Origin of the sequence: Devosia sp. Leaf64 (assembly GCF_001421945.1) — a bacterium.
In the GTDB taxonomy this organism is placed as follows: Bacteria; Pseudomonadota; Alphaproteobacteria; order Rhizobiales; family Devosiaceae; genus Devosia.
In genome coordinates, this window is the sequence record NZ_LMLO01000018.1 from 191,244 (window position 1) to 204,504 (window position 13,261).

Below are 13,261 nucleotides of genomic sequence, written 5' to 3' on the forward strand. Positions count from 1 at the left end.
TCTTTTCCGAATTGAGCAAAAAGGGCCGGATTCTCGGGCGCGAAAAGCGCATGGAGCACCCCGCTTGTCAAGCTCTTGGGCATTCCGTGCCCAAGGCGGAATTCCGAGGTGGAGCAATCCTTCAGCACCTGCTAGGAACGAAGTTGACGATATTGAGACGGTAGCCGTATGGACCTGATAGTTTCCACAGAGGCGCTCTCGGCTTTCTGCGAGCGTGCAGCCCAGTTCGACTTTGTAACTGTTGATACAGAATTCTTGCGCGAAACCACTTATTGGCCGCGCCTTTGTCTGATCCAGGCAGCGACCGACGAAGAAGCCGTCCTTATCGATCCGTTGGCCGATGGCCTCGGCCTGAAGCCCTTCTTTGCTCTCCTCGCCAATCCTGCGGTAACCAAGGTTTTCCATGCCGCACGGCAGGATATCGAAATCTTCGTGAAGCTGACCGGTGCCGTCCCTCACAACATCTTTGATACCCAGATTGCGGCCAGCGTCTGCGGCTTTGGCGATAGCGCCTCCTATGACAGCCTCGTCCGCGCCATCTGTAAGGTCGAGCTCGACAAGTCTTCGCGCTTCACCGATTGGTCCGCCCGTCCGCTGTCCGAAAAGCAGCGCCTCTACGCGCTCGCCGACGTCACCTATCTCCGCGATATCTATCGCGAACTGCGCAAGCAGGTCGAACAGACCCGTCGCTGGGATTGGGTCGAAGACGAGCTGACCACGCTCCGCAGCATCGATACTTATGTCGTCCAGCCAGAAGAGGCCTGGGAACGACTCAAGATGAAGATCAACCGTCCGCGCGATCTGGCAGCCTTAAAAGTCCTGGCCGAATGGCGCGAGCGCAAGGCGCAGCTCACCGATCAGCCGCGCAGCCGCATCTTCAAGGATGATGCGCTTTACGATCTCGCCATGCAGCGACCGCTGACCCCTGACGCTTTCGACAAGTTGCGCGCGGTGCCGCGCGGTTTCGGCCGTAGCTCCGCCGCCGCCGAGATCATCGAATTGCTCAAGGGCGTCGAAGCCATCAATAAGGCCGAGCTGCCGGTTCTCCCCGAACGCTATCGCGGCCCGTCGCCAAAAGGCGCCGTCGGCGATCTGGTCCGGGTCTTGTTGAAGTCCGTTGCTGAACAGCATGGCGTCGCCGCACGCATCCTCGCGACCTCCGACGAAATCGATGCGCTCGTTCTCGATGACGAGGCCGACGTCCCTGCCCTCAAAGGCTGGCGCCGCAAACTGTTCGGCGAAAAAGCGCTCGCGATCAAACATGGCCGCATAGGCCTCGTCGCGACCCGCAAGGGCATCGTTGAGTTCACCGTCCCGAAGACCGAAGCAGCAGAATAGATCTCGCGGGTCAGCCGACCTCGACCCGCGAATCCTCATGCTCTGCAAAGCTGGCAAACTGATTGAGCCGGTTGCGCAGATGCTCGCCATTGAGGAAAGCAAAGTCTGATGGCAGCGCGAGGACGATCGTGTTGCCCTCGAGCCGGAACCGGATGCGCGGCAAAACCCCAGGCATGGCGGCGCTCATCGGATAAGCGACGCGGAACATCGCCCCCAAAAGCCGTCCGCGCCGGATCATCTCGGCAGGCGCCAGTGTGTTGAGGCTATTGGCCGATTTGGATTTGAGGCCGTCGTAGCGCACGGCGATCATGTGCGCGAGTACGGCTCGGCCCGGGTGATCGACCCCCGTCAGCGAACCATAGGCCAGAGAATCGACGCTCTGCGGCCCACGATAGTCAGGATGCGCGCGCCAGCCGATATCGGCGAGCAAACACCCAACCTGCCGCACACGCTTTTCTTCGGCGGTCTCGACAACCCCGACAGCATCGAAATATTGAGCCGTGAATTCAATCAGATCCGCCGCATGCGCCGGCGAGCGCGAGCGCAGCACCGAAAGCTCTTCCGCGCCCTGGATCAGCGGATCGACATGCTTTTCCGCCTCGGACAAAAGCCCGTAGAGATAGCCCTCGCGCACACCGAGCGCTGAGAATACGACACTCTCGAACTTTCCGGCCCGCAGCACTTCGGCCAGCACAGCCGCGCCGAACGGCACCAGTTCGCGCCGCGAATTGCTGGCGCTGCCCGATCCGGGATAGCTCTTAAGCGATTCTGCCGCGACGATCTCGTCGCAGACCGAAATCATCTCTTCGGCTGGCACCACATAGTCCTGCACCATATGCAGCGGATAATCGCGCAGCTCGAGATGAAGTTTGGCGAGCGATCGCCAAGTGCCGCCGATCGCAGCGAACTGTTTGCCGGGCACCACATCGGCCAGGAGCGATGTCGCCAGCTTTTCGCGGACCATCGTCGCTGCCTTTTTCGGTGACCCATCGGCGTCGTCCTGCAGGCGGATTACGCCGAGCTCGTAGGATTGGCCCTCGCCATCCCCCCCGACGGAAATCGCCGAGAGTTCGAGACTGCCGCCGCCAAGGTCGCCCATAACGCCTTCAAAGCCGGGAATGCCGGCAACCACCCCGAGCGCCGCATAATGCGCTTCCTGCTCCCCCGAAAGTACCCGCACCGGCGCTTCGATGATCGCTTCGACCGCCGAGACGAACTCTTCGCGGTTGGCGGCGTCGCGGACAGCGGAGGTCGCCAGAATATGCACCTGCCCCACGCGCATCATCTTCGCAACCAGCGCAAAGCGCTTGATGGCATCGATCGCCTTGGCAACGTTTTCGTCGGCCAATCGCCCGCTTTGCGCGATGCCGCGCCCTAAGGCGCAGGCCGATTTTTCATTGTAGAGCGGCGTCAGCGAGCGGGCATGCCGCTCATAGACAACCAGACGAACCGAGTTCGAGCCAATATCGAGCACCGCCACCGGCAATGCTCCTTTTAGACGGCCCTGTGCGGTGGGATCAGCGTCGACCCCCCAGAATTGCGTCAAATTCAACCCTCGTCGCCGTCCCCAATACCCGCACTGCCACGACCGGACAGCGACGGATTGGTCATGAAATAGTCATGCGCATTAAAGGGTTCCGCACCCTCGGCAACGCGTAGCCGATGTGAACTCCCATCGGGCAATACTTCCCAACTCTGCTGATTGTCCCGCAAATAGGCAACCAGGATCCGGTCGAGAATCTGCTTGTGCACGGTTCTGTTGAGAATGGGAACCATGACCTCGACGCGCCCGTCGAGATTTCGACCCATGATATCAGCCGACGAAATATAGACCAGGGCCCGCTGCGATGGCATCGCCTCGCCATTGCCAAAGCAATAAATGCGGCTGTGTTCAAGGAAGCGGCCAACGACCGATTTCACCCGGATATTGTCCGAGAACCCCGGAATCCCAGGCCGCAGACAGCAAATTCCACGCACGATCAGGTCGATTTTCACCCCGGCCTGGCTCGCATCGTAAAGCGCATCGATCACCTGCGGATCGACCAGCGAATTCATCTTGAGCAAAATCGAAGCCGGCTGGCCGCTGCGCGCAAATTCGATCTCGCGACCGATATTGTTGATCAAAGTTTCGCGCAGGTTCACGGGCGAAACCGCGATCGTCTCAAGCTCGGTCGGTCTGGCATAGCCGGTGATGAAGTTGAACACCCGCGCCACGTCGCGCGTCACGGCCGGGTCGATCGTGAAGAAGCTGAGGTCGGTATAAACCTTGGCGGTGATCGGGTGATAATTGCCGGTGCCGATATGGCAATAGCTGACGAGCTTGCCCTTTTCGCGCCGCACCACCTGGCTCATCTTGGCGTGCGTCTTGAGTTCGATGAACCCGAAAACCACCTGCGCCCCGGCGCGCTCGAGGTCACGCGCCCAGCGGATATTGGCTTCTTCATCAAACCGCGCCTTAAGTTCGACAAGGCACGTCACCGATTTGCCGGCCTCGGCCGCCATCACCAGTGCCTTGACGATCGGGCTATCTGAGGAGGTGCGATAAAGCGTCTGCTTGATTGCCACGACGTCCGGGTCGCGCGCTGCCTGCATCAGGAATTGCGCCACCACGTCGAAGCTTTCGAACGGGTGGTGGACCAGAATATCCTTGGCGCGGATGGCGGCGAAGTTGTCGCCATTGTAGTCGCGAATGCGTTCGGGGAAGCGAGCGATATAGGGGGGGAATTTGAGGTCTGCCCGATCGACGTCGCAAATCTTGCGCGCGTCGGCAAGGCCGAGAAAACCCTGCACCACGAACACATCGGCATCCTTGATGCCCATTTGCTCGCCGATCTGGCGCTGCAGGCCGCGCGGCATGCTGCGCTCGATTTCAAGCCGGATCACCTGCCCGCGCCGCCGCTGCCGCAGCGCGCTTTCGAACTCGACCACCAGATCGGCCGCTTCGTCATCGATTTCGATTTCGCTGTCGCGGATCACCCGGAAGGCGCCGGAGCCAACGACTTCATGTCCCGGGAACATCTTGTGGAAGAACAGTTTGACCAGCGTGTCGATGGTCACGACCTCGGTCCGCCCATCCGAAACCAGCCCCGTCGGCAGGTTGATGAACCGATCGAGATTGCCCGGAATACGGACGAGCGCCGTCAGATGCTGATCGCTATCGGGGCGCTTCAATTCAAACGCGAGCGCCAGACCCAGATTGGGAATGAACGGGAACGGATGCGCCGGATCGACCGCGATCGGCGTAAGCACCGGGAAAATCTCCTCCCGGAACAGCTTCTGCAGGTAGGCGATCTGCTCTTCCGACAGATCATTGGATTCGTGAATGACGACGTTCTGCGCGAAAAGCTCTTCGCGCAGCGATTCCCAATGATCCTGCTGGTCGCGCTGCAGGTGCTGGGCGAGCGTCGCGATTTCTTCGAGCTGTTCGGCTGGGCTCAGTCCGTCGGCGCTCTGCTTGGTCAGACCCGCACGGATCTGACCCTTCAAGCCCGCTACGCGGACCATGTAAAATTCATCAAGATTGTTGGCCGAGATCGAGACGAATCGCAGGCGCTCGAGCAGCGGGTGGGATTCATTCCCCGCCTCTTCCAGCACGCGCATGTTGAACTGGAGCCAGCTCACCTCACGGTTGACGAAGCGCGCCGGGCTCGTGCGCAATGCTTCGATATCCGGCCCCGTCGCTTCGGCTTCGGTGATCTCGCTCATGTCATTCATCTTGAAGAGGATCCCACTCCTGTTTGCCAACACTATCGCGCTCTGCGTCGCGAAGCGAAAGGGCCTCGGCCGCTATAGCGCGCGTAATGGCAGTGGCCCGCGCCAGCGCCAGCCTGTCCATGCTCTCGACCAATGCTGTCACCTCCTCGGGGCTCCGCTCCATGCGCGCCACGAGATAGTGGATGATCTTGGGGTCAACCTTGATCTGCCGGTCGCCAAAAAGCTTGGCGAACATGTGTGACAGTTCTATGTCGTCGCTGGCCTCGAGCCGGAACGCCGGCGCCCGCCGCACCCGCGAGCGAACATCATCCGTCGCCAGTGGCCAATCGCCGATTTCGGCTCGCGCGGTCAGCAAAATCGTCCGGTTTCCGCGCATCGCCTGGTTGAGCAGGTGAAAGAAGCTCGGCTCGTCATAACCATCCCGATCGACATCCTCGATCACCAGTGGCCCGCGACCATCCGCCTCGGCCACGGCCTTGATCGTATCCGGCGTCACGATCTCCGCATGGCTGCGATCGGCAAAAATCCGCGCCAGATGCGATTTGCCCGATGCGGCCGGCCCAATCAGCAAAGTCACGGCATCAGGCCAATGCGGCCAGGCCAACACCCGCGCATGCGCCAGCGCATTGCCTTCGCCCACCAGAAAATCATCTGCTGTGTGCGAAGGTGTATGGTCGAATTCGAGCGGTAGTTGCCGCGGGGTCAGGTCACGCAGTGGGGTTACCACCGTGACCACCATGGGTTGATCCGAGATAGAGGCTGCTTCCCTTATATTTGCGCACGCCATAGCGCACGAGCACCCCGCCAATCGCCGCCAGGGGCACCGCCAGCAGTAGCCCGAGGAAACCGAACAGCGCCCCGAAGGCCAACAGCGCGAACATCAACCACACCGGATTGATGTTGATCGAAGAGCTGACGAGCTTTGGATAGAGCACATTGCCCTCTATGAACTGCCAGCCCATGAAGATGCCGAAGACGACGGCGACCATCCACCAGTTCGGCCAGAACTGGACGATGGCGATGCCGACCGAAAGGGCGAGGCCCACGCCAAACCCGACATAGGGAATAAAGCTCAGGAAACCGGCGATCAGCCCCACGGCGAGCCCGAAATTGAGCCCCACCAGCGAAAGGGCGGTCGCATAAAACACCGCGTCGATCAGCAAGACACCGCCCTGCCCGCGGATCACGCCGGCCATGGAGCTGTCGATATCCCGCAAGATCCCAAGAATTTCCGGGCGATGTTTTCGCGGCAGCAGATCATGCACGCCGCGCACCATGCCCTGCCAGTCGAGCAGGAGGTAGAACGTGACGACCGGTGTAAAGATCGCAAAGCCGATCACGCTGATCAACGTCATGCCCGAATTGACGATTTCCGAGGTGACGACACCAACGAGACCAACAAGCTGTCCGAGCATGTCCGACATCGTCCGCTGCACCTGCGCAGCGCGCTCGGGCCCCAGCCATTGGTTGAGTTCCGGCGCCCAGCGCCGCGCGAGCGCTTCGAGGTCGACCGCATAGCCCGGCAAGCGCTGCACAAGGCCCAGCACCTGCGTTGCGACCATCGGCAAGAGCATCACGAAGATACTGATAATGATGGCCAAAACGCTTAAGAGCACCACGGCAGTCGCCCAGCCGCGGCTAAATCGCCACTTCTGCAACTGCGCGACCAGCGGGTTCAGCAGATAAGCCAGCGCCGCCCCGACCACGAAGGGAAGCAGGATGCCGCGGAAGATCCACAGGGCGAGGATCAGGACCACGAAGAATCCGATCCAGATCAGCACTTGATTTCTAAGGTTCATAGCGCCCGGCGGCCCTTGCGTCTGACTATCCAAGAAGCTATCAGGCCCTCAGGCGAATTCAGCAACAAGTCTTGTTCACCTTGTGCACGTGAAACGCCATAAAAACAAAGACCTGGAGCATTGCGCGATTCGAGAACCGCACAAGAAGCTCTAGCGGCCAGCACCGTTAAGTTCAACCAGACCGGGTTTCGAGCGCCACGGCGTCCCCGATATCCCCAGCATTGGCAAGAAGCTCATGTCCGACGCGCAAAACCTGCCATCAAATGGGCTCTCATACAAGCAGGCGGGCGTCGATATCGATGCTGGCAATGCGCTGGTGGAAGCCATCAAGCCCGCCGTGCGCTCGACGCGCCGCCCTGGTGCCGATGGCGAGATTGGCGGCTTCGGTGGCCTCTTCGATCTCAAGGCTGCAGGCTTCAAGGACCCGGTCCTCGTCGCGGCCAATGACGGCGTCGGCACCAAGCTCAAGATCGCCATCGATACCGGCAAGCACGACACGATCGGCCAGGACCTTGTCGCCATGTGCGTCAATGATCTCATCGTGCAGGGCGCCGAACCGCTGTTTTTCCTCGATTATTTCGCAACCGGTAAGCTCGATGTTGCGCAAGGCACAGCCATCGTCACCGGCATCGCCCATGGCTGCCGCCTCGCTGGCTGCGCCCTGATCGGCGGCGAAACCGCAGAAATGCCGGGCATGTATCACGGCAACGATTATGACCTGGCCGGCTTCGCCGTCGGCGCCGCCGAGCGCGAAAACCTCCTCCCCCGCAAGGATATCGCTGCCGGCGATACGCTCGTAGCCATCGCTTCCTCTGGCGTACACTCCAATGGCTATTCGCTTGTGCGCAAGATCGTCGAGCTCTCCGGCCTCGCCTGGACCGACGCTGCCCCCTTCAAAAGCGGCAAGACCCTCTCCGAGGCGCTCCTCGAACCGACCCGCATTTACGTCAAGCCGCTGCTCGCCGCGCTGAAATCCGGTCTCGGCATCAAGGCCCTGGCGCACATTACGGGCGGCGGTTTCATCGACAATATTCCCCGCGTCCTGCCCGATGACCTCGCGGCCGATGTCGATCTCGCTGCCGTCACCGTTCCGCCCGTCTTCGGCTGGCTCTCCAAGGTCGGCGGCATGAGCGAACGCGAAATGCTCCGCACCTTCAACTGCGGCGTCGGCATGCTCGTCGCCGTGACACCTGAAGATGCCGAAAAGCTCGTCGAAAGCCTCACCGCCTCAGGCGAGACCGCCGCCATCGTCGGCCAAGTGACGCGCCGCACCGGCGAGCCGGTGACCTTCCGTGGGCGCCTCTCGCTCTGACCATGTCGAACCCGGGCCGTCTGATCATCATCGCCGGACTGCCCGGGACCGGAAAATCGACGCTCGCCAAAAAACTCGCTCTGCGCTTCCAGGCAACCATCTATTCTCCTGACGACTGGATGGACGCGCTGGGCGTCAATCTCTGGGACAATGCCGTCCGCGACGCCGTCGAACGCCTGCAATGGCAACAGGCGCAAGACATCCTGCGCCTTGGCGGCACCGCCATCATCGAATGGGGCACCTGGGCCCGCAGCGAGCGCGATATCTTGCGCATTGGCGCGCGTGCATTGGGCTCAGCAGCAGAACTCCACTTCCTCGATGCCGAGCCGGCCGTTCTTTACGCCCGGATGAGTGCCCGCGGCCGCGAAAACCCACCCATTACACTGGACCAGCTCCAGGCCTATTCCGCCGCTATCGAGCGGCCGACAGCCGAAGAACTGGCCTTCTACGACGCCCCATCGGAGCCGCTCTCATGACACGCAAAAAGGTCGCCATCCTCATTTCTGGCCGCGGCTCCAACATGTCGGTTCTGATCGAAGCCGCCAAGGCGCCGGATTATCCCGCCGAAATCGTCGGCGTCCTTTCGAACCGGGCCGCCGCCCCCGGCCTCGAAATCGCCAAGCAGCATGGCATCGCCACGGCATCCCTCGCCCAGAGCAAGTTCCTCAGCCGGGACATGTTCGAGGACACGATGACTCAGATCCTTGAAAGCTGGGAGGTCGACATTGTCTGCCTCGCCGGGTTCATGCGCATCCTCGGGGAGGATTTCGTGAACCGCTGGGAGGGTCGGATGATCAACATCCACCCCTCCCTCCTCCCCGATTACCGCGGCCTTGATACCCACGCCCGCGTCCTCGCCGATGGCGGCAAGGTCCATGGCTGCACGGTCCATTTCGTCACGCCCGGTCTCGACGAGGGCCCCTCCATCCTCCAGGCCCAAGTGCCTGTCCTGCCCGGCGACACGCCAGATACCCTCTCTGCACGTATCCTCATCGAAGAACACCGCATCTACCCCGAAGCCCTCAGCCTCCTCGCCAGCGGCAAGATTGCCTTTGCTTGAAAGCCGGCCGCATGAAGCGGCCAGCCGGGTATCATTCTGGCAGGGCCGCGATAAAGGCCTCGACCACTGCAGCGGAGTTGTCCGAGGCAAGGCCCATGAACGTGCCCATCTCGTTCTCCCCTTCCCCGCCGCCTGCCAAGTCAGACAACGAACGGAATGCGATGAAGGGCACGTTGTTGGCATAGGCCACATGCGCAACCGCAGCGCTCTCCATGTCGAGCACCTGCGCATCGAACGTGTCGAAGGCGTAGGAGCGAAATTCCGCATTGTCGACGAAGGCTGATCCAGACACGCCGTTGCCACCGACATAGACCTTGGGCGCAGTCGTAAGGCATGCATTGTCCGGCGTGCAGTCTTTGAGTGAGATGGATTCTGCCACGCCCTCTGCGACCTTGAGCAGATCGGGGTCCACGGCAAACCAGAATTTGTTCTCCGGCTCCGAACCCTCTCGCGTAACTGTCACGTCCTGAGGAAACATCATTCCGTAATTGGGCAGCGAATGTGGCAGAAAGGATGGTGGGGTGAACTCGCCCGGAGCGGTCTCACGCGCCAGAATCATGTCGAGATACTGGCCCCACTGCGTTGGGACGATCACGTCCCCGATATGCCGATCCGGATTGACCCCGCCGGCGATTCCGGAAAACACGATGTTTTTGACGGCGAAGTGGTCGAGCAGCAATTGGCTGTTCATCGCGGCATTGACCATGCTGACCCCCGTCAGAAACAACACCACGGGTTTGCCCTCGATTGTCCCCGTTGCGAAGGTGACGCCGTTGACGCTGAAGTCTTCGCGGTCGCTCATAGCTGCTTGCAGGGCCACCCATTCCGGCGCGAAGGCGGACATGACTGCGGTGCGCGGCGTGTCATCCAACATTTCGGCGCCTGATGCGGTCGAGATGCTTCCGGCGAGAAGAGCGAGGCAGCAGAGTTGTTTCAACATGGTTTTTTTCCCTTGGTCATTGCCCCCCCACGCTAGGTGAGACACTCGTCTGGCGCCACTTCGGCGGGCGCATGGCAGCCAACCGCCGCCCATCACCACGATTGATGCGATCCATCGTCAAAATCGGTTCGACCTTTGTTCCTGCGCGGCGTAGCGTCCGGCCTTCTCAGTGAAAGGCACCCGAGATGAGTCTGCGTGATTGGTTCTGGATTATTCTCCTCGGCGCCATCTGGGGATGCTCGTTTGTCTTCAACGCCATCCTCATCCGCGAGATCGGCCCGCTCTGGGTCACCTCGCTGCGCGTCAGCATCGGTGCCCTCGCCTGCTGGGTCGTCATGCTGGCGCTCAAAAAATCCGTACCGCGCGATCCAAAACTCTGGCTACAGCTCGGCGGCCTCGGCATCATCGCCTATGCCATTCCTTTCGCGCTTTTCCCCCTCGCCCAGGCCCACCTCGCGAGCGGCATCGCCGCAATCATCAATGCCCTGACCCCCATGGTCACCGCGCTGATTTCCCACGCTTGGGTCGGTGGCGAAAAGGCGACGCCCACCAAATTCGCCGGTGTCGCGATCGGCTTTGTCGGGGCTGCCATTCTGGTGTCACCAGCCCTGGCCGGCGGCGGCTCCTCGCAGCTCTGGGCCATCGCCGCCTGCCTCGGCGCCACGCTCTGCTACGCCATCTCGCTCAACATCACCCGCAGCTATAAACACGTCGAACCGACGGCTTTCGCCTCCATCGCGCTCACTGGCGCGGCGATAGTCGCGGTCCCGATCGCATTCTTTTCCGAAGGCGTCCCGGTCATGACGCGGCCCGAAACGTTCGGCGCGGCCCTCGCCATCGGCCTTCTCTCGACCGCCTTCACCTTCCAGATCATGTACCGAATCCTGCCCCGCGTCGGCGCCACCAATTTCGCCACCACGACCTTCATCGCCCCGATCTCGGCACTGATCATCGGCGTCACCGTCCTCGGCGAAAGCATCCTGCCGATCCAGATCCTGGGCATGTTCGTGATCTTTTTTGGCCTGCTGTTTATCGACGGCCGCATCCGCCACATCTGGAGCCGCCGCGCCGCGACCCCATGATTGCGGAACCTCCCGCCGGGCCCATCGTTGGCCCGTCAGGAGGTGCTCATGCCCAATTCACCTGAAATCGATCCCCGGCCCGACGAGCCTGTCGTCCCGCAGCCCGAGCCGCCACAGCCCGTCCCGGCCGATCCAGTGCCCACTGGCCCGACGGAAATCCCTATGCCCGATCAACCTGTCGAAGACCCCGGCCCGTCCGTCGAGCCCGAAGTCCCACCCATGCCCAGCGATCCCCCGCGGCCGCAGGAGATTTGACATGAGCGATCCGCACGATCACGACCCCAAAGTGCCGCACAATCCGCCACAGCCCGTGCCGCCCATGCCGGTCAACCTGCCCACTGGCGATGCGCTCAACCCGCACACCTCGCCCTTGCGGCATGATCAGGATACGGAAAAGCCCGACCCGGCACTACCGCCGGAGCCGGGCCACGATATCAATCCATAGCGCAGTCAGCGCTTATTCGATCCCGAGCTTGCGCTTCATCAGATCGTTGAGGGCCTGTGGGTTGGCCTTGCCGCCCGAGGCCTTCATCGCCTGACCAACGAACCAGCCGATCATTGTCGGCTTGGCGATCACCTTGGCCACCTGATCGGGATTGGCCGCAATGATCTCATCGACGATCTTTTCGATCGCGCCAAGATCGGTCACCTGCTTGAGCCCACGGCGCTCCACGATCTCTGCCGGATCGCCCTCGGGTTCCTCAGCAATGAGAATCTGCAGCACATCCTTGCCGCCCTTCGACGAAATCGTACCGCCTGCAATCAGGTCGACCAGCCCAGCAATCTGCGCCGGCTGCAGATGCGTCTCCCACACCGCCAGACCCTGGCTATTGGCAAACGCCGCGACGTCCGCATTGAGGATATTGGCAACGGCCTTGCCATCACGCTTCGTGCCGCCGTGAGCGACGCAAGCCTCATAATAATCCGCCGTTTCGCGGTCGAGCGTCAGCACCATCGCGTCATAAGCGGTAACCCCATAGTCACCGATAAACCGCGCCTGCTTCTCGTCTGGAAGCTCCGGCAACCCTTCAGCCATTTTGGCAATGAAGGCATCGTCGAATTCGAGCGGCAGCAGGTCGGGATCGGGGAAATAGCGATAGTCATGCGCTTCTTCCTTGGAGCGCATAGACCGCGTTTCGCCGTTCTTGGGGTCGAACAGGCGCGTTTCCTGGTCGATCGTGCCGCCATCTTCCAAAATATCGATCTGGCGCCGCGCCTCATATTCGATCGCCTGACCGGCAAACCGGATCGAATTGACGTTCTTGATTTCGCAGCGCGTGCCGAATTCGCCGCCCGGACGACGCACCGAAACGTTGACGTCGGCGCGCATGGAGCCCTGCTCCATATTGCCGTCGCAGGTGCCGAGATAGCGCAGGATCGTCCGCAGCTTACCCAGATACGCTTTGGCCTCGTCCGACGAGCGCAGATCGGGCTTCGACACGATTTCCATCAGCGCCACGCCCGACCGGTTGAGATCGACAAAGCTCATGTTGGGGTGCTGATCGTGGATCGACTTGCCGGCGTCCTGCTCGAGATGCAGACGCTCGATCCCGATTTCGATCTGCTCGCCATCGACATCGAGCAAAACCTTGCCCTCGCCGACGATCGGATCTTTGAACTGGGAAATCTGATAGCCCTGCGGCAGATCGGGATAGAAATAGTTCTTCCGATCAAACACCGAGTGCTTGTTGATCTGCGCCTTGAGCCCGAGCCCGGTGCGCACAGCCTGGCGCACGCATTCCTCGTTGATGGTCGGCAGCATGCCCGGCATGGCCGCATCGACGAAGCTGACATTCGCATTAGGCGGATTGCCGAAGGCCGTCGAAGACCCCGAAAACAGCTTGGACTCGCTCGTGACTTGCGCGTGCACTTCCATGCCGATGATCACTTCCCAATCCCCGGTCGAACCGGAAATCAGGCGCTTCTTGTCAGGGGTGCGGGTGTCGACGAGGGTCAATTGAATGTCCTGAAAGGCAAGGCAAAATGTAAGTAAGTGCTTACTGAGATTGGCGCAGC

The 13,261-nt window shown here is 61.2% G+C and carries 13 protein-coding genes; 7 read left to right on the forward strand and 6 right to left on the reverse strand.

The features are described from left to right. Nucleotides 1–168 precede the first annotated feature (168 nt). A complete protein-coding gene (gene rnd / locus ASE94_RS10070) occupies nucleotides 169–1,338 on the forward strand; it encodes a ribonuclease D (protein ID WP_062630287.1) in 1,170 nt (389 codons plus the stop codon). Nucleotides 1,339–1,348: 10 nt separating this feature from the next. On the opposite strand, the gene ASE94_RS10075 is transcribed toward rnd, so the two are convergent. The 4 genes from ASE94_RS10075 to ASE94_RS10090 are packed head-to-tail and all read right to left on the reverse strand — an operon-like array spanning nucleotide 1,349 to nucleotide 6,851. Then, the gene (locus ASE94_RS10075) at nucleotides 1,349–2,884 is read right to left on the reverse strand and encodes a Ppx/GppA phosphatase family protein (protein ID WP_162236080.1); all 1,536 of its coding nucleotides are present in this window, start codon (nucleotides 2,882–2,884) and stop codon (nucleotides 1,349–1,351) included. A gap of 2 nt (nucleotides 2,885–2,886) precedes the next feature. After that, nucleotides 2,887–5,043: an RNA degradosome polyphosphate kinase gene (locus ASE94_RS10080; RefSeq protein WP_244484015.1), complete on the reverse strand. Its 2,157-nt coding sequence runs from the start codon at nucleotides 5,041–5,043 to the stop codon at nucleotides 2,887–2,889. A gap of 1 nt (nucleotide 5,044) precedes the next feature. After that, nucleotides 5,045–5,791, reverse strand: coding sequence for a hypothetical protein (locus ASE94_RS10085; protein ID WP_062630289.1), 747 nt, complete (start codon nucleotides 5,789–5,791; stop codon nucleotides 5,045–5,047). After that, nucleotides 5,760–6,851: an AI-2E family transporter gene (locus tag ASE94_RS10090; protein WP_061911527.1), complete on the reverse strand. Its 1,092-nt coding sequence runs from the start codon at nucleotides 6,849–6,851 to the stop codon at nucleotides 5,760–5,762. Before ASE94_RS10090 ends, ASE94_RS10085 begins: the two co-directional genes overlap by 32 nt. A 235-nt stretch (nucleotides 6,852–7,086) precedes the next feature. Here ASE94_RS10090 and purM point away from each other — a divergent pair, with 235 nt between their 5' ends. The 3 genes from purM to purN are packed head-to-tail and all read left to right on the forward strand — an operon-like array spanning nucleotide 7,087 to nucleotide 9,223. Continuing rightward, nucleotides 7,087–8,163 (forward strand): phosphoribosylformylglycinamidine cyclo-ligase, encoded by a 1,077-nt coding sequence (purM, locus tag ASE94_RS10095; protein ID WP_062630290.1) that lies wholly within the window; start codon nucleotides 7,087–7,089, stop codon nucleotides 8,161–8,163. Between the two features lie 2 nt (nucleotides 8,164–8,165). Next, entirely contained in the window at nucleotides 8,166–8,639 is a 474-nt protein-coding gene (locus ASE94_RS10100) for an AAA family ATPase (RefSeq protein WP_062630291.1), read from the forward strand. Then, nucleotides 8,636–9,223, forward strand: coding sequence for a phosphoribosylglycinamide formyltransferase (purN, locus tag ASE94_RS10105; RefSeq protein ID WP_062630292.1), 588 nt, complete (start codon nucleotides 8,636–8,638; stop codon nucleotides 9,221–9,223). Before ASE94_RS10100 ends, purN begins: the two co-directional genes overlap by 4 nt. A gap of 31 nt (nucleotides 9,224–9,254) precedes the next feature. On the opposite strand, the gene ASE94_RS10110 is transcribed toward purN, so the two are convergent. Then, nucleotides 9,255–10,163 carry a 5'-methylthioadenosine/S-adenosylhomocysteine nucleosidase gene (locus ASE94_RS10110; RefSeq protein WP_062630293.1) on the reverse strand — a complete coding sequence of 303 codons (909 nt, stop codon included), beginning with the start codon at nucleotides 10,161–10,163 and terminating at the stop codon, nucleotides 9,255–9,257. 185 nt (nucleotides 10,164–10,348) lie between these two features. Here ASE94_RS10110 and ASE94_RS10115 point away from each other — a divergent pair, with 185 nt between their 5' ends. The 3 genes from ASE94_RS10115 to ASE94_RS10125 are packed head-to-tail and all read left to right on the forward strand — an operon-like array spanning nucleotide 10,349 to nucleotide 11,690. Further along, a complete protein-coding gene (locus tag ASE94_RS10115; protein WP_062630294.1) occupies nucleotides 10,349–11,245 on the forward strand; it encodes a DMT family transporter in 897 nt (298 codons plus the stop codon). A gap of 48 nt (nucleotides 11,246–11,293) precedes the next feature. Beyond that, the gene (locus ASE94_RS20980; protein WP_156352102.1) at nucleotides 11,294–11,500 is read left to right on the forward strand and encodes a hypothetical protein; all 207 of its coding nucleotides are present in this window, start codon (nucleotides 11,294–11,296) and stop codon (nucleotides 11,498–11,500) included. Nucleotide 11,501: 1 nt separating this feature from the next. Further along, the gene (locus ASE94_RS10125; RefSeq protein WP_062630295.1) at nucleotides 11,502–11,690 is read left to right on the forward strand and encodes a hypothetical protein; all 189 of its coding nucleotides are present in this window, start codon (nucleotides 11,502–11,504) and stop codon (nucleotides 11,688–11,690) included. Between the two features lie 12 nt (nucleotides 11,691–11,702). Here ASE94_RS10125 and gatB read toward each other — a convergent pair whose 3' ends face one another. Further along, nucleotides 11,703–13,202 carry an Asp-tRNA(Asn)/Glu-tRNA(Gln) amidotransferase subunit GatB gene (gene gatB / locus ASE94_RS10130; protein ID WP_062630296.1) on the reverse strand — a complete coding sequence of 500 codons (1,500 nt, stop codon included), beginning with the start codon at nucleotides 13,200–13,202 and terminating at the stop codon, nucleotides 11,703–11,705. Nucleotides 13,203–13,261: the final 59 nt, after the last annotated feature.

Bases quoted from the DNA above. Each gene is read 5' to 3' on its own strand.
- rnd (WP_062630287.1), top strand. From the start codon at position 169: ATGGACCTGATAGTTTCCACAGAGGCGCTCTCGGCTTTCTGCGAGCGT.
- ASE94_RS10080 (WP_244484015.1), bottom strand. From the start codon at position 5,043: ATGAGCGAGATCACCGAAGCCGAAGCGACGGGGCCGGATATCGAAGCA.
- ASE94_RS10085 (WP_062630289.1), bottom strand. From the start codon at position 5,791: ATGGTGGTCACGGTGGTAACCCCACTGCGTGACCTGACCCCGCGGCAA.
- ASE94_RS10090 (WP_061911527.1), bottom strand. From the start codon at position 6,851: ATGAACCTTAGAAATCAAGTGCTGATCTGGATCGGATTCTTCGTGGTC.
- purM (WP_062630290.1), top strand. From the start codon at position 7,087: ATGTCCGACGCGCAAAACCTGCCATCAAATGGGCTCTCATACAAGCAG.
- ASE94_RS10100 (WP_062630291.1), top strand. From the start codon at position 8,166: ATGTCGAACCCGGGCCGTCTGATCATCATCGCCGGACTGCCCGGGACC.
- purN (WP_062630292.1), top strand. From the start codon at position 8,636: ATGACACGCAAAAAGGTCGCCATCCTCATTTCTGGCCGCGGCTCCAAC.
- ASE94_RS10110 (WP_062630293.1), bottom strand. From the start codon at position 10,163: ATGTTGAAACAACTCTGCTGCCTCGCTCTTCTCGCCGGAAGCATCTCG.
- ASE94_RS10115 (WP_062630294.1), top strand. From the start codon at position 10,349: ATGAGTCTGCGTGATTGGTTCTGGATTATTCTCCTCGGCGCCATCTGG.
- ASE94_RS20980 (WP_156352102.1), top strand. From the start codon at position 11,294: ATGCCCAATTCACCTGAAATCGATCCCCGGCCCGACGAGCCTGTCGTC.
- ASE94_RS10125 (WP_062630295.1), top strand. From the start codon at position 11,502: ATGAGCGATCCGCACGATCACGACCCCAAAGTGCCGCACAATCCGCCA.